At 56.4% G+C, this 26,386-nt stretch carries 21 protein-coding genes; 11 read left to right on the plus strand and 10 right to left on the minus strand.

Translation table 11 applies throughout. The features are described from left to right. Nucleotides 1-160: 160 nt before the first annotated feature. The 5 genes from DW133_RS00760 (at nt 161) to ttdB (ending at nt 6,454) form a co-directional block, all read left to right on the plus strand. On the plus strand, nt 161-724 hold the full coding sequence (locus tag DW133_RS00760; RefSeq protein ID WP_118274248.1) for a NapC/NirT family cytochrome c: 564 nt from the start codon (nt 161-163) through the stop codon (nt 722-724). Between the two features lie 179 nt (nt 725-903). Then, entirely contained in the window at nt 904-3,582 is a 2,679-nt protein-coding gene (pepN, locus tag DW133_RS00765) for an aminopeptidase N (protein WP_118274250.1), read from the plus strand. Between the two features lie 30 nt (nt 3,583-3,612). Then, on the plus strand, nt 3,613-4,611 hold the full coding sequence (locus DW133_RS00770; RefSeq protein WP_118274252.1) for a class 1 fructose-bisphosphatase: 999 nt from the start codon (nt 3,613-3,615) through the stop codon (nt 4,609-4,611). Between the two features lie 329 nt (nt 4,612-4,940). Continuing rightward, nucleotides 4,941-5,840 (plus strand): L(+)-tartrate dehydratase subunit alpha, encoded by a 900-nt coding sequence (ttdA, locus tag DW133_RS00775; protein ID WP_118274254.1) that lies wholly within the window; start codon nt 4,941-4,943, stop codon nt 5,838-5,840. Then, a complete protein-coding gene (gene ttdB / locus DW133_RS00780; protein WP_118274256.1) occupies nt 5,837-6,454 on the plus strand; it encodes a L(+)-tartrate dehydratase subunit beta in 618 nt (205 codons plus the stop codon). Before ttdA ends, ttdB begins: the two co-directional genes overlap by 4 nt. Before the next feature lie 95 nt (nt 6,455-6,549). Here ttdB and DW133_RS00785 read toward each other — a convergent pair whose 3' ends face one another. From DW133_RS00785 to uvrA, 5 genes are all read right to left on the minus strand, one after another. Next, nucleotides 6,550-7,479, minus strand: a complete 930-nt coding sequence (locus tag DW133_RS00785; protein WP_118274258.1) for a LysR family transcriptional regulator — start codon at nt 7,477-7,479, stop codon at nt 6,550-6,552. Between the two features lie 12 nt (nt 7,480-7,491). Next, nucleotides 7,492-8,253, minus strand: a complete 762-nt coding sequence (locus DW133_RS00790) for a hypothetical protein (protein WP_118274260.1) — start codon at nt 8,251-8,253, stop codon at nt 7,492-7,494. 197 nt (nt 8,254-8,450) lie between these two features. Further along, the gene (locus tag DW133_RS00795; protein ID WP_118274262.1) at nt 8,451-9,980 is read right to left on the minus strand and encodes a DASS family sodium-coupled anion symporter; all 1,530 of its coding nucleotides are present in this window, start codon (nt 9,978-9,980) and stop codon (nt 8,451-8,453) included. 371 nt (nt 9,981-10,351) lie between these two features. Beyond that, nucleotides 10,352-11,140, minus strand: a complete 789-nt coding sequence (locus tag DW133_RS00800; RefSeq protein ID WP_233542064.1) for a fumarate reductase subunit C — start codon at nt 11,138-11,140, stop codon at nt 10,352-10,354. 265 nt (nt 11,141-11,405) lie between these two features. Then, entirely contained in the window at nt 11,406-14,240 is a 2,835-nt protein-coding gene (gene uvrA / locus DW133_RS00805; protein WP_118274266.1) for an excinuclease ABC subunit UvrA, read from the minus strand. A gap of 122 nt (nt 14,241-14,362) precedes the next feature. On the opposite strand from uvrA, the gene DW133_RS00810 reads away from it, so the two are divergent. Together DW133_RS00810 and DW133_RS00815 are read left to right on the plus strand one after the other, a co-directional pair. Next, nucleotides 14,363-15,574 carry an MFS transporter gene (locus DW133_RS00810; protein ID WP_118274268.1) on the plus strand — a complete coding sequence of 404 codons (1,212 nt, stop codon included), beginning with the start codon at nt 14,363-14,365 and terminating at the stop codon, nt 15,572-15,574. A 71-nt stretch (nt 15,575-15,645) separates the two neighbouring features. After that, entirely contained in the window at nt 15,646-16,131 is a 486-nt protein-coding gene (locus DW133_RS00815) for a single-stranded DNA-binding protein (RefSeq protein ID WP_118274270.1), read from the plus strand. Nucleotides 16,132-16,198: 67 nt separating this feature from the next. Here DW133_RS00815 and DW133_RS00820 read toward each other — a convergent pair whose 3' ends face one another. The 4 genes from DW133_RS00820 to DW133_RS00835 are packed head-to-tail and all read right to left on the minus strand — an operon-like array spanning nt 16,199 to nt 20,841. Next, entirely contained in the window at nt 16,199-17,407 is a 1,209-nt protein-coding gene (locus tag DW133_RS00820; protein ID WP_118274272.1) for an ABC transporter permease, read from the minus strand. Beyond that, nucleotides 17,408-18,106, minus strand: coding sequence for an ABC transporter ATP-binding protein (locus DW133_RS00825; RefSeq protein WP_118274274.1), 699 nt, complete (start codon nt 18,104-18,106; stop codon nt 17,408-17,410). It lies immediately after the preceding gene. A gap of 18 nt (nt 18,107-18,124) precedes the next feature. Beyond that, complete coding sequence (locus DW133_RS00830) at nt 18,125-19,399, minus strand: efflux RND transporter periplasmic adaptor subunit (RefSeq protein WP_118274276.1); 1,275 nt, start codon at nt 19,397-19,399, stop codon at nt 18,125-18,127. Nucleotides 19,400-19,404: 5 nt separating this feature from the next. Further along, nucleotides 19,405-20,841 (minus strand): efflux transporter outer membrane subunit, encoded by a 1,437-nt coding sequence (locus DW133_RS00835; RefSeq protein ID WP_118274278.1) that lies wholly within the window; start codon nt 20,839-20,841, stop codon nt 19,405-19,407. Nucleotides 20,842-21,106: 265 nt separating this feature from the next. Between DW133_RS00835 and DW133_RS00840 the strand changes: the two genes are divergently transcribed. Together DW133_RS00840 and DW133_RS00845 are read left to right on the plus strand one after the other, a co-directional pair. Then, complete coding sequence (locus DW133_RS00840) at nt 21,107-21,802, plus strand: response regulator transcription factor (RefSeq protein ID WP_118274280.1); 696 nt, start codon at nt 21,107-21,109, stop codon at nt 21,800-21,802. Between the two features lie 27 nt (nt 21,803-21,829). Then, nucleotides 21,830-23,206 (plus strand): HAMP domain-containing sensor histidine kinase, encoded by a 1,377-nt coding sequence (locus DW133_RS00845; protein ID WP_147408836.1) that lies wholly within the window; start codon nt 21,830-21,832, stop codon nt 23,204-23,206. Between the two features lie 155 nt (nt 23,207-23,361). Here the strand turns inward: DW133_RS00845 and DW133_RS00850 are convergent, their stop codons facing one another. Next, complete coding sequence (locus tag DW133_RS00850; RefSeq protein WP_118274284.1) at nt 23,362-24,228, minus strand: inositol monophosphatase family protein; 867 nt, start codon at nt 24,226-24,228, stop codon at nt 23,362-23,364. A gap of 369 nt (nt 24,229-24,597) precedes the next feature. Here DW133_RS00850 and ahpC point away from each other — a divergent pair, with 369 nt between their 5' ends. Together ahpC and DW133_RS00860 are read left to right on the plus strand one after the other, a co-directional pair. After that, nucleotides 24,598-25,161 (plus strand): alkyl hydroperoxide reductase subunit C, encoded by a 564-nt coding sequence (ahpC, locus tag DW133_RS00855; RefSeq protein ID WP_118274286.1) that lies wholly within the window; start codon nt 24,598-24,600, stop codon nt 25,159-25,161. Nucleotides 25,162-25,402: 241 nt separating this feature from the next. Beyond that, a complete protein-coding gene (locus DW133_RS00860; protein ID WP_199588774.1) occupies nt 25,403-26,383 on the plus strand; it encodes an extracellular solute-binding protein in 981 nt (326 codons plus the stop codon). Nucleotides 26,384-26,386: the final 3 nt, after the last annotated feature.

Here is a 26,386-nt window from a genome sequence, read left to right on the forward strand (position 1 = left end):
CCTCGCGGTCGAATGTCCCTGTCCTTACTTGCTTTCTGCGGACGACATTCCTGGAACACCGCAGAGACTTTGACTGCCAAACATGCGGAAATAACCCCCCTATTCACAAAAACCCGCCGGCAGCAAAGAGCAAGAACAAACCAATAAGGAGGATTTTCTGATGGCTTTCAATAAGAACGGCAAATGGTATGGTGCCGGCCTCGTGTTGGTCGGCGCTGTCATCGGTGTGGCACTCGTAAGCGCCGGTACGTCCGTGGTTCACTGGTCCGGCTCCACCGAATTCTGCGGCACTTTCTGCCACTCGATGGACGCGGCCTACGCTTCCTACAAGAAGGGACAGCACGCCCAGACCTTCTCGGGCGCCAAAGCCGAATGCGTGGACTGCCACCTGAAGTATGAATCCGTGCACTCCATCAGCCAGGCTCAGGTTGTGGGCCTGCTCTGGCACAAGGCCGTTTCCGGTTCCAACTCTCTGTGGGGTGAAATCCGCGGCACACTCAGCACGCCCGAAAAGCAGATCGAAAAGCGTGAAGAAATGGCCGAATCCGTTCAGAAGTGGATGGTCTCGGTGGATTACGTCACCTGCCGCGGCTGCCATGACATCGGCAACATGAAGGTCAACCCGGCCAAGCCGATGGTTGCTCCGATGCACAAGGCCTTTGCCGATCAGCCCAAGACCGACTGCGTGGCTTGCCACAGCACGGCCGGCCACAAGTACGAATAATCGTACGATCGACATTGTGGCTTACAACGCCTGCTCGCCTTTGCCGCGTGCAGGCGTTTTTCTTTGTTTTGCGCTGGGCGCAGGCGCGGTACAATCGTGTGTTGATTTGTCTCGGCTCGCAAAAGTCGAGCGCTTAGTATTTGTCACGGCCGGCTTTTGTCAGCCTTCGGAAAGTCTCCATGCAGTCTCAGGAACACACCACCGTTTACCGCAAGGACTATCGTCCCTATTCTCACAGCATCGACTCGGTCGAACTTGATTTCGTCTTGAATCCCGAGTCCACGACGGTCACCTCTACCATGGTTGTGACGCCGCTGCGCGGCGCTGCCACCCGAGACCTCGTGCTCGACGGCGGACACGATCTCTTCATCGAAAAAGTCCTCATTGACGGCCAGCAGGCAAACGAACGCTATCAAATGAGCCCGGGCCAGCTCACCATCAAGGGCATTTCCAAGCAGTCGACCATCACGATCGTTAACCGCATCGTCCCCGTCAACAACACGTCGCTTTCAGGTATCTACATGAGCCGCGGCGCGTTCATGAGTCAGTGCGAAGCCCAGGGCTTCCGAAACATCACCTACTGGCCGGACCGCCCCGACGTGATGAGCCGCTTTACCGTCACGATCCACGCCGACAAGACGCTCTACCCAGTGCTGCTTTCCAACGGAAACCTGGTCGCCGAAGGAGAAGAAGCCGACAACCGCCACTGGGTGCGCTGGGAAGACCCCTTCAAGAAACCCTGCTATCTCTTTGCTCTGGTAGCCGGTCAGTTCGTTGCGCGCGAAGCAAAAATCCGCACTAAGAGCGGCCGAGAAGTGCTGCTGCAAGTGTGGACGGAAGAAAAGAACTATCCCAACTCCGAGCACGCGCTCGAAAGCCTCAAGAAGGCGATCACCTGGGACGAAGAACGCTGGGGACTTGAGCTCGACCTCGACCGCTTCATGATCGTGGCCACCGACGACTTCAATTTCGGTGCCATGGAAAACAAGGGCCTCAACATCTTCAATTCCCGCTATGTGATGGCTTCGCCCGACATCGCCACCGACACCGACTACCAAAACATCGAGTCGATCGTCGGACACGAGTATTTCCACAATTGGACGGGCGACCGCATCACGCTGCGCGACTGGTTCCAGTTGACGCTCAAGGAAGGCCTTACGGTGTTCCGCGAGCAGGAATTCACGGCTGACATGCAACCCGACGAATCGAGCCGGGCCGTGGCGCGCATCCGCGATGTGCGCGCCCTGCGTACCGGTCAGTTCCCGGAAGACGCCGGCCCCATGGCGCATCCGATTCGTCCGGAAAGCTACCGTGAAATCGACAATTTCTACACGATGACCGTGTACGAAAAAGGCGCCGAAGTGATCCGCATGCTGCAGACGCTGCTCGGCAAAGAAGGCTTCAAGAAGGGCATGGAACGTTACGTTCAGCTCTTTGACGAATCGGCCGTCACCTGCAACGATTTCATCCGAGCAATGGCAGACGCCAACGGCGTTGATCTCTCCAACTTCAGCCTCTGGTGGTCGCAGGCGGGCACGCCGCGTGTTTCCGTGGAAACGAACTGGAATCAGGACGACTGCACCTTCACGATCCGTGCTTCGCAATCGACGCCGCCCACTCCGGGACAGCCCGACAAATATCCCCTTGTCATTCCGGTTCTCGTGGGCCTGATCGGTCAGGACGGCAAGGACCTTCCCTTGAAGCTCCTCGGCTCCGACGACGAACCCGTCACCACCGCCAAGCTTGTTTTGGAATCGGCCGATGATGAATGGACGTTTGAAGGCATCACCGAAAATCCGGTGCTCTCTCTGGGGCGCGACTTCTCGGCCCCCGTGATTTTCGACTACGCCTACACGCTGCAGGAACTGCAGTTCCTCGCGCTACACGACTCCGACGGTTTTAACCGCGCGGACGCCTTCGAGCGTCTGATGCTTACCGTTCTGAACGAAGTCGTCGACATGATTGAAAACGGCGTTGAGCCCGACGTGCACGGCACACTCATTTCGGCATTCGAAGGCATCCTCACCAACACGAATCTTTCGCCTGAATACCGCGCCACGGTGCTCACGCTTCCCTCGGAAAAAACCATCGCCGCCCACCGCGCCATGATCAATCCGCAGGCAATCCGTCAGGCTCGCATCTTCGTGATGGAGACGATCGGTCGCAAGCTCTCGCATAAGCTCGGCCAACCGCTGCGCACCGAAAACATGCGCAACATGACGCTTGAATACCGCTTCGATCCTAAGGAAGCCGGAAAGCGCGCTCTGAGCAATCTCACGCTCGAGTACCTGCTTGCGGGCGGCAACGCCAAAGCACTACTTGACGCACGAGATCAGTTCGAGCTTTCGGACAACCTCACGGATCGTCTGGCCGCACTACGCATGATCGTCAACAGTCAGAGCCCGGCCAAGATTGACGTACTCAATGCTGCCGGCAAGCTTTGGGGCCACGAACCGCTTCTGATCAACAAGTGGTTCTCTGTTCAGGCAACGGCACGCGTCTATCCCAACGAATGCCCGGTGCTTGACCGCATCAAGTCGCTCATGCAGTGCCCGGTGTTCTCGATGAAGAACCCCAACAACGTCTACGCCCTCGTGAACACGTTCTTTGTTGCGAATGAACCCGAATTCCACCGTCCCGACGGTGCCGGCTACGAATTCTGGGCCGACACGGTGCTGCAGCTCGACGCCATCAACAGCCACGTGGCGGCTCGTCTGGCACGCGCCCTGGACAACTGGCGCCGTTATACGCCGGAACTCGCCCGCCTTATGCACGCCGCTCTCACCAAGGTTGCCCGTTCGGAAAACCTGTCGGCTGGCGTAAGCGAAGTGGTCGAAAAAGCACTCAATACATACTAATCAGTCCCTGCTCGAAAAAAGAGAAGCGTTATGCAACAGATTACTTTGAGCCAGATGCTCGCCAACGAAGTCAAGACCAACGGTCTTGATGAAAAACTCGCCCGACTGATTGAAACCGTCGCTGCCTGCGGCGTGGAAATCAGCTCAGAAGTCTCCTGCGGAGCCCTCATGGGGGTGCTCGGCATGGCCGGCAGTGAAAACGTTCAGGGTGAAGAGCAAAAGAAGCTTGATGTCATCAGCAACGACATCGTTACCAAAGCTGTCCTTGACTCGGGCGTCGTCGCTGCCTGCGCCTCCGAAGAAATGGATCATTGTGTGGCCGCGGGTTGCGAAGATCGCCGTCCCTATCTCATTTGCTATGACCCGCTCGACGGCTCAAGCAACATCGACATCAACGTCTCGATCGGCACGATCTTCTCGATTCTGCCCAATCCGCATGAGGACGCCACCGCGCCCGAAGACGCCGACTTCCTGCAGCCCGGCGACCGTCAGCTTGCTGCGGGCTACATCATGTACGGTCCGCAGACGCAGATGGCGCTCACGCTCGGCCGCGGCGTAGTGATGTTCACGCTTGATCCCCGCACCAACACTTACATCCTCACCAACGACAATGTGCAGGTGCCCGAGCAAGCCAAAGAATTTGCCATCAACTGCTCGAACAAGCGTCACTGGGAGCCCCCAGTGGCCCGCTACATTGATGAGCTACTCGCCGGCAAGACCGGCGTTCGCGGCAAAGACTACAACATGCGCTGGGTCGCTGCCATGGTCGCCGAAGTGCATCGCATCCTGTGCCGCGGCGGCATCTTCATGTATCCCAAAGACAACCGCGATCCCTCCAAGCCCGGCAAGCTTCGCCTGATGTACGAAGCCAACCCCATGTCCTGGCTGATGGAACAGGCGGGAGGCCGCGCCACCAACGGCTATGAACGTATCCTTTCAATCAAGCCTGAAAAACTGCACCAGCGTGTGGCTGTATTCCTCGGCGCCAAAGAAGAAGTTGAACGCGTAACGTCCTATCACGCCTGCTGATCGTCTTCACGCGTTTGCTTTCAAGCGCTTCGTCTCCCGGACGAGGCGCTTTTTTTCGTCTGTTATTTACCCAATTAGTGGTATTTCATGTCCTCTGCTTCTTTCCGTCCCATTCCCAACTCTAGCATTTTATCCTTTCAAATCAACGAATTACATATTTCGATAAATGCTCGATTATTATATTTATAGATTGTGAAGCATTTGATTTATCAATCAAAAGGCGTAAGAATTCCACCAAAAGTAGGAAGGCCCGCCTCCCTTGATTTCACCCCACCAGACGCGCTGCGCAGCGGTCACATCCCGCTGGCCCGCGCGAGGAGACAAACGCAATGGACAAAACGGAATTGAGTACCCGTTTCACTGACACCATGGCGAAGTTCACGGCGTACTTCGGCAAGCATTTGCCCGACGACGTGCTTGCCAAGCTCAAGGAAATGCGCACGAAGCAAGACACGCCGCTTGCCAAGGTGATGTACGACTCCATGTTTACGGACCTCGAACTCGCCGACAAGTTCAACGTTCCCTTCTGCCAGGACACCGGCGTGATTCAGTATTGGATCGAATGCGGCTCCGAATTCCCGCTCATCGGTCAGATGCAGGAATGCTTGCGTGAAGCCACAATTCGCGCCACCAAGGAAGCCCCGCTTCGCCACAACGCAGTTCAGATCTTCGACGAGAAGAACACCGGCAATAACACGGGCGTACGCATCCCCTGGATTGACTGGGAAATCATTCCGGGGTCGGATCAGTGCACCATCCACGGCTACATGGCCGGCGGCGGTTGCTCGCTTCCTGGCACCGCCAAGGTCCTGATGCCGGTTGAAGGCTACGAAGGCGTCGTGCGTTTCGTCTTTGACAACATCTGCGATCGCGGCATCAACGCCTGCCCGCCGCTTCTCGTGGGCATCGGCATTGCAGGTTCCGTCGAAGTGGCTGCCAACCTCTCCAAGAAAGCGCTGATGCGTCCGATCGGCTCACGCAACAGCAATCCGCGCGGTGCGGAATTCGAACAGATCATCGAAAAGGGTCTCAACGACATCAACATTGGCCCGGGCGGGCTCAACGGTGCGCTCTCCGTGATGGGGGTTCACGTCGAGCAGGCTGCGCGTCACCCCTCGTGCCTTGCCGTCGGCCTGTCGGTAGGTTGCTGGGGCCATCGCCGCGCAACCATTCGATTTAACGCCGATATGTCTTATGAAATGATCTCGCATAAAGGAGTCACGCTGTGAGCAAGAAAATTCTGACGACGCCGATTCGCAGTGAGGACCTCGAAGACATCCGCATCGGCGACATTATCTATCTCAACGGTTATCTCATCACGGCTCGCGACTGCGCCCACACGCGCCTGGTCAAGCACGGCCGCAAGATCCCCGTCGATCTGGCAGGCAAGGCGATTTTCCACGCCGGCCCCATCATGGTGCCCGATCAGACTTCCGGCAGCGGCTTCAAGGTCGTTTCCATCGGTCCGACCACCTCCATGCGCATGGAAAAGTTCGAGAAGGAATTCATTGAGCAAACCGGCGTCAAGCTCATCGTCGGCAAAGGCGGCATGGGTCCCAACACGGTCGAAGGCTGCACCCGCTTTAAGGCGCTGCACTGTGTCTTTCCGGGCGGCTGCGCGGTACTGGCCGCTCAGTGCGTCGAAGAAGTCGAAGACGTGCAGTGGCCGGAACTGGGTATGCCCGAGTCGCTTTGGGTCATGCGAGTGAAGGAATTCGGCCCGTTGATCGTCTCGATTGACACCCACGGCGGCAATCTGTTCGAACAGAACAAAAAAGTCTTTAACGAGCGGAAGGCTCCGATCGTTGAAGAAGTGATCAAAAAGACCGAATACATCGATTGATGAAGAAACGGGCGTTTCCGAAGCTTCGAGAAACGCCCGTTATACTTGAATGTCAAGCCGTCGCGCTTTAGCTCGCTGGACGGCTTTTTTGTTGGCTAACCGTCGGCAAACTCGGTTTCGGCTACACGGCGCATGACTTCGATGAGGCTGCGCGCGGCCTTGGTCAGATAGCCGTTTTTGCGGTACGCCGCCACAACCATGCGATCAGGACGAGCGGGCTCAATCGTGAAGTAGCGCACAGGCTGAGCCGGACGGCAGCGTTTGGCAAGCGTCTGTGTGACAAACGTTGCGCCGAGACCAGCGCTAGCCAAATGAAGCGCTGCAACGGGGGATTCGCTTTCAAGCATCACGCGGGGCGTTGTGCGTGTTGCACGGCACAGGTCTTCGTAAAGATTGCGGAATTTCTGGCCCTGCTTGATCGTGATGAAGGGCTCACCGTTGAGACGATTGAACGGCATCGATGCGTAGCCGCCGGAGGCAGGCTGCGGCACAGTCTTTGCCACACGCGCCTCGGGGCTCATCGCCAACAGATAGCGTTCACGGAACAGCTCGGCATATTCGAGCTCGTCGCGATACAAAGGCGCGATCACCAAACTGAGATCGGTGACACCATCGAAAGCAAAGTCCTCAAGCTCCTTGGTCGTACCTTCAGCAAGCGACACCGTCACGCCGGGATATTCTCGGCGGAAAATCGGCAACACTTCGGCTAGGAAAAACGTAGAACGGTAGTGCGATGAGCCGATGGTGACATGACCTCGAACACCTTCGTCAATATCAGCAATCAGTCGGGAGCGCATCGAACGCAACTGCTCAATTTCGCGTTCGGTTCGCATGAAGCACTCGCCGGCATAGGTGAGTCGCAGAGGCTTTGCGGTGCGATCCACAAGCTCAGTGCCGACTTCCGTTTCCAGACGATGCACAAATTGTGAAATGGATGGCTGAGAGATTTGCAACACCCGCGCCGCTTTGGAAAACGACCCGGCAGTGATCAGCGTATCCAGGTAGCGGTAAACATTACCGGACATAAAAACCTCGCCTTACGAATGGAACATTTTTTTGAAAAACCCGTCTTTGGATTTAGCTGCCGGCACAACCGGCTGAGCAACCTCCTCCTTGATATTGTCGGTTGCGGCAGGTGCGGATACAGGCGCCGGTGCGGACTCAGCCGCCGGCGCCGGCGCCGTGCTCGGCGCTTCAACGACCGAATTTGTGTCCGGCTCGCTCGGCTTCAGCGACTTCTCTTCCTTATTCGGTTTACTACCCCCTAAAAAACCGAAAAAGCCGGACTTCTTAGGTTCCGGCGCGGGCAGTTCAGGCGCCGGTCCGATTTGCGCTTTGTCCGCAATCTGCTCGATTCGAAGCGATAACTTTTCAAGCGCTTTTTCTACGGCTTCCAGCCGCTTTTGAGCATTGACGGCACTGGTCGTCGGAACTTCAACAGCCGCCTTAATGCCAGCAAGAAGCTCTTCGCGGTTCTTGACCATTTCCTGACGCAAGCTTTCTTTGGTCTGCTCCAAGCGAGACTGTTCCGCATGGTCGGCAAGCGACTTGTTGGCATTTGCTTCCTTGTATGCCTTGCGAATCTCAACTAGCGTAGAAGCTTGCTGCATCAAGGCCCAAGCGATGCCGAAGAGCCACAGCCCGCCGAGAATCACCAACAGGATCAGTCCCAGCGGAGCCTGAATTTCTTCAACGATCAGATTGACAGGCACGGAGGCCGTGATTCCCTGCCAATTGAGGATCAAGAAAATCAGCGCCAACAGACTCAAAATAGCCAGAACAACAGAGCGCAGCGTCATAGGTCATTACCGCAAAAAATGAAAAGACGATAGGAACGGAATTAACATGCCTTTCATAGCATTTTAATTATAGAGCTAAACGAACCGTTTAAACGTCGGTTTTTGTTAAGAGCCGTTGCAGGAACGACACACCGCCGCACCCAGAGAATTTTTCCCCGAGTGCGGCGGTGCGAAGCAGATGGTTGAATCAGTTTTGTTTAGGTCACGGGAATGATACCCGGATCAATGATCAGCACTGCAATCGAGATCACAATAATCGAGACCACATTGAGCCAGAAGCCTGCGCGCAGCATGTCGCCTATCTTCAGGCGGCCGGTACCGAACACCATGGCGTTGGGAGGCGTACCCACCGGCATCATGAAGGCGCAGCTCGTTGCCATCGTGGCGGCAATCAGCAGAGACTGCGGATTGGCGTTGATGGAGTCGGCCACAGCGGCCACAAGCGGCATCAAGGTCGCAGCAAGAGCTGTGTTGGAGGTGAATTCCGAGGCAAAGCAAGCCAGAGTTGACACGCCGCCCACGATCGCCCACTCGGGCAGACCGCCCAGAGCCACCGCAGCAGCGCCCACCGCATCAGCCGCTCCGGTGCGTTGGATAGCCGCAGCCATCGCGAGACCACCACCGAACAGCAGCAGCACGTCCCAACTCACGCCCTTGGCGGCACTCGACCAGTCCAGAGCATGGATGCCCTTCTTGGCGTCCACGGGGATGATGAAGAGGATGATACCGGCGCCCATGGCGATCACGGTGTCACTCAGCGGCTTCAAGGGCTTAGTGCCGGCGATTTCAAGGCCGCGCAACACGGGACCGAACGTCCACAGCAGCGCCGCAACCACGAACACGATCAGAACTGTCCATTCGCCGCGGGTAAGCGGACCGAGATGCTTGATTTCGCTGTTGACCCAATCCTTGCCTCCGGGCAGTTCGCCGGGCTGGTCGCGGAAGAGCACGTGCACGAGCAACAGATAGGTCGCGATGATCAGAATCGTCATCGTCGGAAACGAGATCTTGAGCCAGTCAAGGAAGCTTACGGGCGAGCCATATGTTTGTTCCACGAAGCGAGCCAAAATGCCGTTGGGAGGCGTACCGATCAGGGTGTAGACACCACCCAGAGAGGCGCCGTAGGCCACGCTCAGAAGCAGGCACACACCGAAGTTGCGTTCCGCCTTATCGATGGGCTTGTCGATGCGCGTAGAGCGAACGACGGCCATAAGTGCAAGAGCGATCGGAAGCATCATGGCGGCGGTAGCGGTGTTTGACACCCAGGCCGACAGGAAGCTCGTAGCGAGCATGATGCCAAGAACGATCTGCTTGGGCTTGGTGCCCACGATACGTATCGTGTAAAGAGCGATGCGACGGTCGAGGCCCCAGCGGGCGATGCCGGCAGCAATCAAAAAGCCGCCCAAGAAGAGATAGATCGTGCTGTTGGAATATTCCTTGAGCGTCTGAGCGGGGGTCGCCACGCCAAGTAGCGGGAAGCACACGATCGGCAAAAGGGCCGTAACGGCAATCGGAACAGCTTCGGTGAACCACCAAATAGCCATCCAGAGCACCATACTCACGCAAGCGCGAGCGGCGTGCGTCAGTTCAACCGGATCGCCTTTGGCGCTCACATAAGATTCCGGCAGGATGAAATAAAGAGCCAGGGCAAGCAAGGGGCCCAGGATGAGAGGGATGACCTTGGACTTGTTGTCCAGTGCGCCGATCTCAATACTGGATTCGTGCATGTTTGCCTCCTAATAAGAAGGGCAACTGTCTGGGAAAAGATCGGCGAGAAGGCCGTATCGACTGTTGCTCGGGGTTGTTCGTACTCAAGTTATCTCTTTTTGTTAAGAGATCATCGAGTTTTGATATTAGTCAACAGAAAAGTGCACTAAAACCCTTTGTCCTTAGTATAAACCCTAATGAAACAAAAATATTCAGGACCTTTATAAAAATTGCACTATCAACCCCCATGCCTGCATCTACAGTGTTCAGCTCAGACACATACGCATAAAAAAGCCGAACTTCCGGAAAAAGGAAATTCGGCTTTTAAAGTTGCCTCCCCGGGTAAGGAGACTGGAGCCCGGGGAGATGAGCTGCTGCAAACAGCTTCGGATTACTTGTCGGCGAACCAGTTGACGGTAGGAACGTAACGGGTGGCGGCGTTGCCGGATTCCACGAGTTCCTTGCCATAACCCCAGTAGGTGTAGGCCGTCAGGGAGCCGCAGCAGATCATCAGGAAGGCGATCACAACCATGGCCTTGCGCAGACCGTGAGCGCGACCCTTGATGACGTCCCACTTCACAGCCAGACGATACAGACCGATCATGCCGTGCAGTTCGGTGGCAACCAGGAAGATGAGCGTCCAGATCAGGCCATTGTGATAGGTGTGAACCGACGACAGGTTGGGATCGATTTCGGACGGAGCCGTAAGCATGCCCATGACGTGCGGGAACACCATGCCGGTGAGGATGATGGCGGTCACGAACTGGATGAACCACAGAGAAGAATCCGTGTGGTGCACAACCTTCACGTGAGCGCGGATATCACGGAACTGCTTGTAGGAAGTCGGGAAGCGACGCAGAGCGCACAGAGCGTGGATGATGACGCAGAGCGTGATGATGCCGACGAACAAAAAGTGCAGCCAGATCTGTTCATGGCCGAAGATCGGGGTACCACCGGAAACCTGGATCAGGTTCCAGAAGAGATCCTTGCCGACCTGAATAGAGCTGGTGAATGCCATGTGGCAGAACAGGAAGATGCCGAGGATGGCACCGGTGACGGACTGAGCCACGTCAACGTATGCAGGCCACTTGCTGGCACGCTTAGCATCCTTGAGGGTCACGCCGGCGATGACTTCGGGGCCGGTGGGGGTATGACCGTACTTGATGTTGTCGGGAGTCATGATCGATTTCCTTAGTTTTTTAATGGAATGGGATCGAGGGCAGAGACTACTACCCTGACCCTTGATTTTGATGTGCGAATAATGCTCCTTTCAGACGTTTTTAATATTGATATAAATCAAACTTTCATCGCTTAGGAGTCAATTTACTGTACCCTTTTACCGTCAATTTGCGGGTTATCCCGCATAAAAAGCCAAGATTCGATGTTTGACACTTTCCTTATACAAGGGTTAACCCTTGCTTTCTCGAAAAATTTGACTTCTGGTCTCATCTGCGCTTTTTCGGTGCCTTTCCGTCGGCCGTTGCGTGCAGCCATTGTCCGGTGATGCTCTCGGAGCACTTCATCAGATCTTCGGGAGTGCCTTCAAAAACAAGCTGACCTCCAGCGTTGCCGCCTTCAGGCCCGATGTCCACCACCCAATCGGCTCCGGCAATCACGTCGGTGTTGTGCTCAATCACGATGACTGTATTGCCAAGCGCGGTCAAACGGCGCAGCACGCGCATGAGCACGGCCACGTCCTCGAAATGAAGCCCGGTCGTAGGTTCGTCCAATATATAGAGAGTACGTCCCGTGTCGCGGCGTGCCAATTCCTGGGCCAATTTGATGCGCTGCGCTTCGCCGCCCGAAAAAGTCACGGCGCTTTGGCCCAGACCGATGTATCCAAGGCCCACTTCTTCTAGCATTTCGAGCTTGCGCACGATCTGCGTGTGAACGTCAAAGAACGGCAACGCATCGCTTACCGTCATGTCCAACACGTCAGCAATCGATTTGCCCTTGTACTTCACTTCTAGCGTCTCGCGGTTGTAGCGCCGTCCGTGGCAAACCGGACAGTCAACATATACCGGCGGCAAAAAGCCCATTTCGAACTTGATACGGCCTTCTCCCTCGCAGGCTTCGCACGCGCCGCCCTCAGTATTGAAACTAAAGCGACCCGGCCCGTACCCGCGCTCGAGAGCCGCAGGTGTTGCCGCAAACACTTCTCGCAACGGCAACATGAGCCCCGTATAGGTTGCCGGATTGGATCGCGGCGTCTTACCAATTGCGCTCTGGTCGACCTCAATGATCTTGTCGAAATAATCAGCGCCTTCGATTTCCTCGAAATCAAGCGGCTGAAGCTTGGCGCGATGCAGACGCTTTTTCATAAAGCGGCCGAGCGTTTCGTTGACAAGTGTTGACTTGCCCGAACCCGATACGCCCGTGACCGCCACCAGGGCCCCCACAGGAAATCGACACGTGATGTGCTTGAGGTTGCGCCCCGACGCGCCCCTGATGACGAGAGCTTCGGAGTCAGCGGTAAACACCTTGTGAGGCGCCTGCGGCATCTTGAGTCGTCCGCTCAGATACGCGCCAGTTTTGGAAGACTCGCACGCGCATATGTCCTTGACGTCACCCTGGCAAACGACCGTGCCGCCCTGTGTACCGGCTCCCGGCCCCATATCCACCACCCAGTCAGCCGCGCGAATCATTTCGGGGTCATGTTCGACCACGACAACCGTGTTGCCGGCCTTCGTGAGCTTCTTGAGCATGTCGATGACGCGCCCCGTGTCGCGCTGATGCAGCCCCACGGTCGGCTCGTCGAGCACGTAGGTCACGCCCGTCAAACCGGCGCCGAGCTGACCCGCCAGACGAATGCGCTGCACCTCGCCGCCCGAAAGGCTCGATGTTTCGCGCGAAAGCGTCAGATATCCCAGACCGACGTCAATCAGAAAGCGCACGCGCTTTAAAACTTCATCAAACAAGGGTTTGGCCACGCAAGCAGCGGCCGGCGCAAGCTCCAGTCCTTCAACACGCTCTACAAATTCCAGAAGCGGTAGCCGCTGCATCTCAATCAGATTGATGCGATTGTCGGGTACACCCACGTAAACATTTTTGACTTCTGCTCGATGACGCGTCCCGTCGCAGGCCGGGCACACGGTAGTGCGACGCAGCACGCGCATACCGTTTTTGACCGCTTCGCTCGTCGTGCGCTTCCACTTCTTTTCAAGCTGCGTGATCACACCTTCAAAGTCTGGCATGCCGAGCACCTCACGCTGCGTCTTGTTCGGGCCGTAAAGCACATAGTCCTTAACGTCCTGTGAAAGATCGTCAAACGCAACGTCCAGAGAGAACCCCAGCAAGCGCGAGGCCGTCAACAGATCCGCAAAGTTGGCTCGATTTTGCGGCGTACAGCCACACACGGCCCCCTGGCGCAACGTCAATCGCGCGTCGCTTACCACCAACGCAGGATCAAATCGTTCTACTTCACCCGAACCTTCACATACCGGACACGCCCCGAGCGCGTTGTTAAAGGAAAACATCGCAGGGCTCAGATCGGGTGCAGTAGCTTCGCACACCGGGCAGCAATAGCGCGTGTGAAACACACGGCGCTCGCCGGTGTCCATTCTGAGATAGGCCGAGCGACCATCGCCCGCCTTGACGGCCGCTTCAAAGCTTTCGGCCAAGCGCGAACGTTGCGCATCAGAACTTTTGAGTCGATCGATCACGATGTCGATCGTGTGTCCCGCCACAGGCTCAGTGAGTATCTGCTGCGGCATATCGTCGAGCGTGTACGTTTCGCCGTCGAGCAAAAGACGCAGAAAGCCGCGCTTGATGAGCTGCTTGCCCACTTCGGCAAACGTGACAGCTCCGGGAATCTTTAGGGGCGCCAAAATCAGAACGCGCGTTCCCTCCTCAAAACCCAACACGGCATCGACCATATCGTGCACGCCGCTTTTTTGCAGCGGCACATCGTGCTCGGCACAGTACGGCACACCGGCTCGCGCAAAGAGAACGCGCAGGTAGTCGTTGATCTCGGTCATCGTGCCCACCGTCGAGCGCGATCCCGTAGTGGTCGTTGCCTGCCCGATGGCAATGCAGGGAGAAAGCCCTTCGATGGCATCCACATCGGGCTTATCCATCACATCCATGAAGCGGCGAGCGTAGCTCGAGACACTTTCAGCGTAGCGACGCTGACCTTCGGCATAGAGCGTGTCAAACGCAACTGAACTCTTGCCCGAACCCGACGGTCCGGTGACAACCGTGAGCTTGCCGCGCGGAATCTCTACGTCGACGTTTTTTAGGTTATGTGTGCGAGCTCCGCGGATGCGGATGGTATCGGGCATGAACGGTCCTTCCTAAAATCGGTTTAAGCACAAAGCTTAAGTTTTGGCTTAGGCGAATCGACTACTATACAACGCATTGCGCTCTAAAGCAGTGTTTTTTCTTCTTTTGACCTCAGCTTCCCATGACCGGCACGTCATCCGCCCCTTTGCGCCTCACACGACAGGAACGCACCGCCTCCATGACACTCGGCGCCGTGTTTGCGTTGCGACTGCTGGGCATCTTTCTGATTCTTCCCGTGTTTTCCGTCTGGGCGCAGACGCTTGAAGGCGGCACGGACGCCTTCATGGTCGGCATGGCGCTCGGCATCTATGGCCTGACCCAGGCCGTGCTTCAGATTCCATTCGGGGCAGCGAGCGACCGATTCGGACGAAAGCCGGTGATTGTGACAGGTCTCTTGATTTTCATCGCCGGTAGTCTGCTTGCATACTCTGCCGACAACATCACGACGCTCCTGATCGCGCGCGCCATTCAGGGAGCGGGCGCCGTATCGGCTGCCGTCACCGCCATGATTTCCGACAGCGTTCGGGAACAGCTCCTCACTCGCGCCATGGCCTTCGTCGGCGCCTCAATCGGCGTTAGCTTTACGTTTTCGCTAGTCATCTCCCCCATTCTGGCCGACTCCATTGGCGTACCGGGCATTTTTCTGCTCACCGCTCTTTTGTGCATGCTTGCCATTGGTGCCGTTTTGATGTTGCCGACGGCTCCAGTAAAAAGATTTGAAAACTTCCGCGCCCGCGCCAAACTTCGCGATGTGTTTCTGCACAGCCAGCTGATGCGACTCAATTTAGGCATCTTTTCGCTGCACATGGCTCAGATGGCTCTCTTTGTGGTAATCCCGCTGCGTCTGGCAGAACTTGATCTCGTCGTGGCCCAGCACTGGACCGTCTACCTTCCCGCCGTGCTCGTGAGTCTGGCGTTTCTGATGCCCGTTCTGCGGCACGCCGAAAAAACGGGTCGAACCAAAGAATTGTTCGTGGGTGCCATTTGCCTGGTGTTGGCCGCATTTGCCGGATTTGAGATTTTTGACAATTCAGTTCTTCTCATTTCAGTTTTGCTGTTAGTATTCTTCTCCGGCTTTAACGTCCTCGAAGCATCCCTGCCCTCGCTCGTGTCAAAAACGGCGCCGCAGGAATGCAAAGGATTGGCGCTTGGTGTGTACAACACCACGCAGTCCGTCGGTGTCTTCATCGGCGGAGCCGCCGGGGGCTGGCTGTATTCGGTCTTCGGCACGCACGGCGTGTACGGCTTTTGCGCCGCACTGATGGTTCTCTGGATCATCGCGGCACAGGGTATGACGGCTCCGGCCCGCGGAAACGTTGAAGCAGACTCTTGACTTACTCGAGAGCTTAACGTTGGTATCTAACGACATATTTGGTTCAATAGTTTTATTAGGATTTAACCGTCATGGCTTCTATTAACAAGGTCATCCTGATCGGCAATCTCGGCAGAGATCCGGAAACGCGCTACACCGCAGACGGCAGTACTGCCATCTGCAACATCTTGATGGCCACTTCGCGTCGCTATAAAGACAGTCAAGGTCAGGTGCAGGAAGAAACTGAATGGCACCGCGTTGTGTTCTTCGGTCGTCAGGCTGAAGTCGCACAAACCTACTTGCGCAAAGGCAATCCGGTCTACATCGAAGGCCGCCTGCGTACCCGCCGCTACACCGACAAGGAAGGCGTTGAACGCTATTACACCGAAATCATCTGTGAAACGATGCAGCTGCTCGGTAGCCGCAACTCCTCATCCGCTCCGGTGCATCAGAGCGACGAAGCTTTTGAGTCGCCGCGCCGTGCCGCTCCCGCTGCGCGACCGGCCTCTCAGCCTGCACAGCCCGCTCAGCCGGCCGTTGCAGCCGACAGCTTCAGCGATGATGACATTCCGTTCTAATCGCTGGGAAAACGTCCAGTTAGTGTTTTGAGAACCGGTCTCCGATGCGCTCGGAGACCGGTTTTCTTTATTCGTGACGAACCGCTTCAATCGGATCGAGTCGGGCGGCTCTGCGTGCCGGAAAGTACCCGAAGATAACGCCCGTGAGTGCAGCAAAAGCAAAGCTCACGATATTGATCATCGGGTCAAAAGTGTAGGGCACGTCCATCCAGCCGGTGATCAGGTAGGAAGAACCGGTGGCAAGCAAAATGCCGATGACACCCCCCATGCAACCGAGTACCACGGCTTCGATCAGAAACTGCATGAGCACTTCTCGGGCGGTGGCGCCGATAGCCAGTCGCACCCCGATTTCGCGCGTGCGCTCGGTCACTGACACAAGCATAATGTTCATGATGCCGATGCCGCCCACCAGAAGGCTGACAGCAGCCACGGCACCGAGCAAGGCCGTCATGATCTGAGTGGTGGAGGCCACTTTTTCAGCCACTTCGGCCGTGTCGAGAATCGAGAAGTTATCGTCATCACCTTCGGAAAGCGAACGACGTTCGCGCATCAGGTCGCGTACGAGTCCCTTAAGATGCACGCGATCGCTCTGCGGATCAATGCTGATGAGAATCGTGTTGACGCGATTGTTGCCGATCAAGCGTCGCGCAGCCGTATTAAACGGAATCACAACAAGATCATCCTGGTCTCCGCCCATCGCGGCTGTTCCCTTTTCATTCAGCAGCCCCACGATGCGGCAGGAAAAAGCATTGACGCGCAGCATCTCGCCGATCACGGGCGCTCCCGGGCCAAACAATTCCTTCTGAATGGTTGTGCCGATCACGCACACAGCCGCACCCGACATTTCTTCCGCGGGCTCAAAGAACCGCCCCTCGGCAAGCGTCCTGTTGTCGGTAGTGAAATAGTCCGAGCTTGAACCGATGATGGTTGTCGTCCAGTTTTTACCGTTGGCTACCACGATGGTGCTGCGCTGCGACTGAGGCGCCGCCGACAAAACGCCCGCAATCTGATCTTCGAGTGCTTCAACGTCTTCGAGCTTGAAGCTCGGCGCCCCGGCTGCACCACCGGGCCCCATGCGCTGCCCCTTGCGAAGCATCAGTTGGTTGCTGCCGAAACTTTCGATTTGTTCCTTGACGGCTTCCGTGGCACCGTTGCCGACCGTCACCATCGTGATGACGGCCGCAACGCCGATCACGATGCCCAAAACCGTCAGCAGCGAGCGCAATGGATTGCGGCGAATCTGCCTAAACGCCAGCAAAAACGCGTTGCCAAGCATTTATTTACCCTCCTGCGGCGTATCGCTTGCGATCATGCCGTCGATGCAATGCACGCAGCGCCGCGCATAGGCCGCCATATCCGGCTCGTGCGTCACGAGCACGATGGTGATCTTGTCGGACTTGTTGAGATCGGCTAGAAGCTCCATAATCTCCACACTTTTGCGGCTGTCCAAACTTCCGGTCGGTTCATCGGCCATCAACAGAAGCGGTTTGGTGACGATGGCTCGCGCAATGGCCACGCGCTGTTGCTGACCGCCCGAGAGTTCTGCCGGAGTATGGTCCTCCCACTGCAGAAGGCCCACGCGATCGAGCGCAGCGCGTGCAAGTTCATGGCGTTCGGCAGCCGGCACACCTCGGTACAAAAGAGGCAGTTCCACGTTTTCCAAAGCCGTCGTTCGCGCCAGGAGATTAAATCCCTGAAAAACGAACCCCATGAACCGACGGCGCAAAAGTGCACGCTCGTCGTTGGTAAGCGTCTCAACATGCAGCCCCTGAAAGAGGTACTCGCCGCTTGTGGGACTGTCGAGCGCCCCAATAATGTTCATGGTCGTCGACTTGCCCGAGCCTGAGGGGCCCATGATCGCCACAAATTCCCCCTGATCAATCGTCAGATCAATACCGCCGAGGGCGTTAAATGCCGCCTCCCCCGTGCCATAGCGCTTGACGATACGACGCAGTTCAATGAGGTGTTCACTCATCGTTCGCTCCCTTCGACCTTAGGGCATGCTCTTGAGCTGATCGGTAATAACCTTGTCACCTGCCTGCAGCGGCCCGGAAATTACTTCCGTCATGCGCCCGTTGGTAAGGCCAGTCACGATTTCCACGGGCTTGGCCCCGCCCTTTTCATCCACCACGTAAACGGTCTGAGTGCGCTGGTACTGAGCAAGCGACACTTCCTTGGCAGTCTTGGTCCCGCGCGTACGATGCGGCGGCATCATGATGCCTACGCTCGATTTTTGTGAACTGTTATTCACAACAGGTTTGAAGCGCAACGCCGTACTCGGAACCAGAAGCGCATTTTCGCTTTTGGCCGTATTGATCGTTGCTGTCGCGGTCATGCCGGGGCGCAGTTCGAGCTGAGGATTTTTGACGTCAAGGTAGGCCGTGTATGTGATCACGTTGTCGGTGGAAGTTGTCGAACCGTAAGCGACTTTTGTGAGTTTGGCGGGGAACCGCTTATTGGGGTAGCTTGCCACCGTAAAGGTCGCATCCTGCCCCTCCTTCACCTGACCGACGTCGGCCTCGTCCACGTCCACCTCAAGTTCGAGTTCGCGCAAGTCGGTTGCCACCGTCAGAAGTTCAACGGCCTGCAAACTCGCCGCCACCGCGTAACCGGGTTCAACCGAGCGAGTGAGCACCACTCCGTCAACCGGGCTCTTGATCTGGGATTTGGAAAGATCGGTGAGACGCGTATCGAGAGTTGCCTGCGCGTCGTCAATCGCCGCCCGAGCCGACTGCACGCCCGCCTTAGCCTTTAAAACGGTGGCGCGCTGAACGTCCAATTCCGTACGCGAGGGCAGCCTTCCGCCCGAGCTCTTGTTGAGCTCTTCGTAGCGGCGCATCTTGGCTTCGGCTTCCACAAGCGTAGCCTGGGCTTCGGCTAAAGAAGCCTTGGCGCTGGCAAGCGAAGCCTTTGCCTGATTGACATTGGCCTTGAGGTTGGAGTCGTCGAGTTCGATCAGCACGTCGCCAGCCTTGACAATGCTGTTGACGTCAACATTGACTTTACGAACGATGCCCGAAAGTTCGGAGCCGATTGAAACCGTACGCACCGGGTTGACGGTGCCGTTGGCCACCACGGTCACTTCCAAAGGACCGCGTGTGATTTCAACGGTACGGTACACGGGGACCTTGGCCGTATCGGCAAAGCCGAAGTACCAGACACCGGCTGCCACCGCCGCAATCAACACGGCTGCTCCGCCGATGCGTAGCGCCCGAGAGCTTTTGGTGCCGGCGCGCAATTCGTTGATGGTCAGTTTCTTTTCTGTCATGTCCTTTATCCTGCCGTGCCGTTGTCGGTCGTCTGCGGCTCTGTTTCAGCCGCTCCATTTTCTGTTGTGGGCTTCCAGCCCCCTCCCATCGCGCGATAAAGCGCTATGAGCTGTGTAGCTAAATCGGCCTTGTTGCTCTGTTCATTTTCGCGAACGGAATAGAGCGTTCGCTGCGTGTTGAGTACCGTCTGGTAATCGGTGAGACCCGCCGAATACTGTTGCATGGCGAGATCGGCCGCCGATTCGGCTGCGGTCAAAGCGCGCTGCAACGCATCGGCTCGACTCTGCGACGTAGTGATGCCCGTGATCGCATTTTCCGTTTGTTCCAGCGCCGCCAAAAGGGTCTTGGTGTAATTGGCTCTCGCCTGATCCAAAGCAGCAAGCTGCTGTTCTGTTGCCGTCACCTGTGCGCCCCAGTCCAGAAGAGGGAAGGCAAGCGCGGCCAGAATGCCTGCCACTCCCGTACCGGAAGCTCCCAGCGTCGTGATGGTCGCAGCCTTCGTTCCGATGTTGCCCGAAAGATTGAGCGTCGGGAACCACTGACTGCGCGCCTCATAGACGCGATCAGAAGCGGCCTGCAGAGAATAGGTTGCCGCACGCATATCGGGCCGCTGCTTTAACGTCTGCGCGGGAAGCGAAACGGCCAGAGCCATCGGCGCAGCCGGCACCGTTTCGGCAGGCTTCACGTCAAGCGTTGCCACGGACTGACCGGTAAGGCGAGCTAAGGCGTTGCGATAACTGTCGATGCTTTGTTCAAGCAGCGGAATCTGAGCACGAGCATTTTCTTCATTGGAAACGGCCTGATCGACTTCCGTTTTATCTGACATACCCGCTTCATAGTTCCAGCGGGCAATGTCGGCCGCCTGCTTGTAGTTCGAAAGCGTCATCTCAGCAATAAGCTTTTGCACGTAGGCCAACCGCAGACTCACATAAGTTTGTGCAACTTCCGCGGCCACGGCAATGCGTGTGTCTTCCAAAGTCATGGCGCTCGCCATCGCTTCGAAATCAGCCGCTCGCTTGGCGGCGATATTGCCACCGGCAAGCGAAATCGCCCACGCCCCTGAAGCTCCCGCCTGCCAGCCTTCCGACCAATTGTTCTGAGCTCGATTACCTGAGCCCTGTCCGTTTGCCGTAAAAGTCGGAAACAGAGCTGCCGTTGCATCGTCGGCCAACGCCGCTGCCGAGCGCAGATTTGCAAGCGCTGTCAGAATGTCGGTGTTGTGCTGCGCGGCTGCCTGCAGTAGTGCCGTTAACTCCGGATTGTTCCAGGCTTGCCACCAGGTCTTGTCGCCCAACAGCGACGGCGGCTGCAGCTCGGGCAGCGTCGCCGTCCACTCGGCGGGCTCAAGTTTGGCCTGCTCCTGCAGAAACTCCGTGTTGCTCGCGCACCCCGCAAGCAAGGCGCAGAGCGCGGCAGTCAAAGTGAGATGCGTTCGTTTCATTAATCCCAAACCCAAAAATCTGAATCCTCGTTCAGTGCCGTTTGGCTTCCTAAACAGTAATCTAAAGAGAGTCTTTACAAAGAAGCGTGAGACTTTTGTAAAGCTACGCAAATTTCGACTTCAGTACAATGCCGAATCCGCACAAACGGTTCAGCTTGTGCAATTATCTTGACACAGGACCTCGGCCTTGAGTAAGCGCTGAGGAAGTTTTTCCGCAAATCATTTCGGCTGCGATCGCTTGTTTCAGTTTTCGGGAGCTTTATTTATGTACGCACGTCCTTCGAAAATCCTCATCATCGACGACGACGTCGAGCTCGTCACGCTGCTCGTCGACTACTTTACGCTCGAAGGCTTTGAGGCCACGCCCGCGCATTCGGGTACCGAAGGTCTGCAAGCCCTCGAGAACAAAGAGTTTGACCTCATCATTCTCGACGTCATGATGCCCGGTATCTCCGGCGTCGAGACCCTGCAGCGCATTCGCGAAAAGTGGCGTACCCCCGTCTTGATGCTCACCGCCCGAGGCGACCCCGTCGATCGCATTCTCGGTCTGGAACTCGGTGCCGACGACTATGTGCCGAAGCCCTGTTCGCCGCGCGAGCTCGTCGCCCGCATCCGCGCCATTTTGCGTCGTGTGGCCGGCAACGAAAACAACCGCGGGCCGGTTCAAGTCGGCAAACTGCAGATCGACCTGGCTCAGCGCCGCGCACACTATGACGGCAAGCAGATTCCGCTTACGGGCACGGAACTGTCCCTTCTCGAAATGCTTGCACGCTCGGCCGGCCAGCCGGTTCCGAAGGCTGAAATCTATCCGCGCATTCTGGGCCGCCCCATGGGCCGCTACGATCGCGCCATCGACGTACACATCAGTGCCATCCGGCACAAGCTCGCTCAGGAAGGCGTTGAAGGCATCGCCATAGAAAGCGTGCGCGGCGTGGGCTATCAGCTCGTTCGCTTGGACTAATCTCAAAAGGACTTCGGATTGTTGCGTTTGAAATCCATCAGCGGCATCTTCATCCGCTTTTTTGCCGGTATCTGGCTCACGCTTCTATTTGTGGGAGCTTTGGTTTGGGGTGCCTCTTCTTTTTTTACCGAGGCACCTTCGAATTACGGCTCCTTTGAGCACAGCCCGGCCGCTGAGCGCGCAATTGGCACGGCACTGGGTATTGCCCGCTGGGGCGGGGAAGATGCTCTAATCACCTGGCTCAAAGATCCCGAAGTCAACACTCGCCCTGAAGTTTTTGTTGTGGACCCTTCGGGCCATGAAATTTCAGGGCGCTCCATACCTCAAAAAGCGGCCGAAAGTCTGGCACATTCCGGTCCCCAGGAAGGCGTTTATACGATGCGGGGACACGGCCGACACATGCGGCCTTTCCAAGGCTACCGTTTCTTTGCCGTACGCACCGATATTCCGCCGAGCCCCATTCGACTCATCATGTGGAAAATGCCTTGGTGGGGCTGGGCTCTGATAGCGGCTTTGATTTCCGTGTTTGTTGCCGGCAGCGTCGCGTGGACATCTACGCGTCCGATCAAAAAACTGCAATGGGCCATGCAAAAAGCCTCTCAAGGTGTCTTTGACGTCCGCATTGCCAATGAAGTCGGGCACGAACACGATGAAATCGGTGAGCTCGCTCGTCAGTTTGACGCCATGGCCGAACGTATTCACGGGCTCTTTGAACGACAAAAACGACTCTTTCATGACGTCAGTCACGAGTTGCGTAGCCCCCTGGCGCGCATTTCTGTTGCCGTCGAACTGGCGGAAAAAACACCGGAAAAATCGCATGAGTTTTTGCAGCGCATCGAAGGCGACGTGCAGGTTCTCAACGCCATGGTCGACGAGTTGCTCACCTATGCCCGTCTTGACGAAAACGCAGTGATTCATTTCGAGCGGACAGATCTGGTGCCGCTACTGGAAGCCATCACCGATGATGCCGATTTCGAAGGATCTGCTACCGGTACGCATGTTACGCTGCAGTCTCCCGATTCCATCCTGATGAACATGCACGTTGATTCGCTCATGCGCGCCGTCGAGAATCTGGTTCGCAACGCACTTCGTTACTCAGGCCCCGGTCAACAGGTTTCCGTGGTAGCTAAGGAAGAAAACGAACACGTCGTGATCACCGTTACTGACAGCGGCCCCGGCATGGATCCCTCCGAACTCGAAAAGATCTTCGAGCCGTTCGTGCGCGGCAAAAATCAACCCACCGGCGGCGGATTCGGTCTAGGCCTTGCGATTGCCAAGCGTGCGGTACAACGCCACGGCGGCACCCTCACGGCAACGAACGTCGAACCCCACGGGCTCTGCATGCGCATCGATATCCCGCTTTCCGGTCCCAACGCCGTCACCTCATCCACAGCAACCGCTTAGGTCGGAAAAAGGCGCAAATTTCGCCTTTTCCGTCAGAGATAAGCGATATTACGGCTGAAATATTTGCGTGCCAACGCCTCAAAACGACCGCCTCTGATGACTATGTGCTGATCCAGAACCTTGTTGCCTGACGCTTGGCGACCTCTGAATCGGCATCAAGAGCCTGTCTGATCGCCGCCGCTGTTGAGAAGCGCGATCACTTCGCCGTGAATGCCGCCCGCCGTGCACACGGCCGAGAGATCCTTGAGCGGATTGCCGCCCGTCACCGATGTGAGCGTACCGCCCGCACCTTCCACGACTGGCAAAAGTGCGGCGATGTCCCAATAGCTCAAATCAGGATCGATCATGATGTCGGCGCCGCCCGAAGCAACGGCAAAATAACCAAAGCAGTCGCCGAAGGTACGGTAAAGCTTGACGGCGTCGATCAGCTTTTGAATCCGCTTGTCGCCCTTTTGTTCCCCCGTCGTCCAGTGGCTCGTTGCAAGAAGCGTTGCCTCGGACAGCTGAGTGCAGTTGCGCACGTGAAGCGGACGAACCAAGGGCGCAGTGCCGTTGTCGTAGTAGAGCGTGGTACCCGAAAGGGAACCCACCGTACGCACGCGTGCTGCAGGATGACTGACGGACGAGAGAATCGGTCGGAACCCCGCTCCGTCATCGCGCTCGAGCGCAATCAGCGTGCCGAAAAGGAAACTGTTCGTGATAAAGCTGCGGGTACCGTCGATCGGATCCAGAATCCAGCGATACCGAACCCCGTCAACTTCCTGGCTTTCCTTGATGCCGAACTCTTCGCCGAAGATTCCGTGCTCAGGGAACCGCTCATCAATCATCTGGCGCATGATGGCTTCGGCCTGTTTGTCAGCCTGCGTCACGGGCGTGCCGTTGTCCTTGTCGTCGACTTTAATGCCGCGCAGGAAGCGGGCCGAAATCTCAGCAAAGGATGCGTCGAGAAGCTCAAAAAGAAAAGGCGTAAAACGTTCGAGTTCGGCCGGCGTTGCCGGCGCGCAGTAGCTATTGGCGGTCACAGCGGGACTCCCAGAAGAATCGCGATCTATTGCTTCAAATCCTAACGCCGAGGCGGCGGTATTGAGCAAGACAAAACGGAAATTTATTGCCGCATTGTGGCCGATAGATATGTCCTATCCGTGACATTGATATCACCCCTTTTCCGATGCCTCTCCCCATCAACAGACCGCTCAAATTTTTGCTTTACTTTCAGTCGATTAGAAGATTCCAGAGAGTAACAGAAAAGAATTCTCACATCCCGGCTGTCTTTTTCTTTTTTGTCGATCCCTTTTAAGCGGGTGCTTCTGATAGATTTTTCGCACACGATGAGTGGCAGAAAGCCGCAAATCACACCAGTTTGAAATCTTGTTTTTATAAGGAATACTCCGATGTCCATTCTTCGCACCGAAGTTCTCCCGTTCAAGGCCACCGCTTTCAAGGATGGCGACTTCATCAATATTTCCGAAGCCGATCTCCGCGGCAAGTGGTCCGTCGTGTTCTTCTATCCGGCTGACTTCACCTTCGTCTGCCCGACCGAACTTGAAGACCTCGCCGAACACTACGAAGAGTTCCAGAAGCGCGGCGTTGAAATCTACTCCGTATCCACGGACACCCACTTCACGCACATGGCCTGGCACGGCTCGAGCCCGGCTGTCGGCAAGGTCCGCTTCCCAATGGTGGGCGACCCCACGGGCGTGATCTGCCGCAACTTCGGCGTGATGATCGAAGAAGCCGGTCTTGCCGAACGCGGCACCTTCGTGATCAACCCCGAAGGCAAGGTTGTGGCCTGTGAAATCCACGACGGCGGCATCGGCCGCGATGCAGCCGAACTGCTGCGCAAGGTGGAAGCCGCTCAGTACGTAGCTGCCAACCCCGGCGAAGTCTGCCCTGCTCGCTGGCGTCCGGGCGCACAGACGCTCAAGCCCTCTGCAGAACTGGTTGGCAAGCTCTAATCCGACTCTTTCACAATCAATTATCTGATTGAAATTTGCGGCAGACGTCCGGTACGTCTGCCGTTTTTTCTTGTCATCGTCTCTACACAAAACCATCATCGTTTCGACATACCTCCCGATTATCGTTGCGGCGTCTTTGAAAAAACAAAGAAACACCACACTGATTCCCTACTTCAGGATTACAAAAATGACCACAATCAGTCGCCGCAACTTCGGCAAATTTGCTTTTGGTTCCGCTCTGATGATGAGCGGTTTCGGCTTCACAAACGTTTTTGCACAAACCGGCAAAACCGCCATCTGCTACAACGTTCCTGCCGAATGGGCCGGCTGGGGCAATATGCTTCAACTCATTGCCAAAGAAACCGGCATCAATGTGCCCATTGACAACAAAAATTCCGGCCAATCGGTCTCTCAGGTCATCGCCGAAGCCAAAAACCCTGTGGCCGACGCTATGTACCTCGGCATTTCCTTTGCCATCAATGCAAAAAAAGCCGGCATCATCGAACCGTTCAAGGGCAAAGGCTGGCAGTCTGTTCCGGATAATCTCAAGGATCCCGACGGCTATTGGGTTTCCATCCACGCAGGCACCGTCGGCTTCATGGTCAACAAGGAAGCATTGGGCGATGTACCTGTTCCGAAGAGTTGGAAAGATTTGTTGGATCCGAAATACGACGGCATGGTCGGCTTCCTGGATCCGTCTTCTGCATTTGTCGGCTATGCCTGTGCCGTGGCCGCAAACCAGGCGTTAGGCGGTTCGCTTGATAACTTTAAACCCGGCATTGAGTTCTATAAGAAGCTTCTTGAAAACCACCCGATCATTCCGAAGCAGACTGCCTACGCCCGCTGCCTGTCCGGTGAGATTCCCATTCTGTTTGACTATGACTTCGATGCCTATCGAGCCAAATACACCGACAAGGCACCGATTGAGTTTGTCATCCCCCAGGAAGGCACGATTCAGGTTCCGTACGTGATGTGCATGGTTAAAAACGCACCGCACCGAGAAAACGGGCAGGCTGTGATTGATTTTGTTCTCAGCGAAAAAGGGCAGCAGTTCTGGGCGGAAAACTATCTGCGTCCGGTTCTCGGCGAACTGCCGGCTTCCGCTAAGGAAAAATTCCTCCCGGATTCGGAATACAAGCGAGCAATCGGCATTGACTACGCCCGCATGGCCGCCGTGCAGGAAAGTTTCAGCGAAGCCTACCTGAAGGCCACCAAGGGCTAATCA

The organism is Sutterella sp. AM11-39 (genome assembly GCF_003472385.1).
GTDB lineage: Bacteria > Pseudomonadota > Gammaproteobacteria > Burkholderiales > Burkholderiaceae_F > Duodenibacillus > Duodenibacillus intestinigallinarum.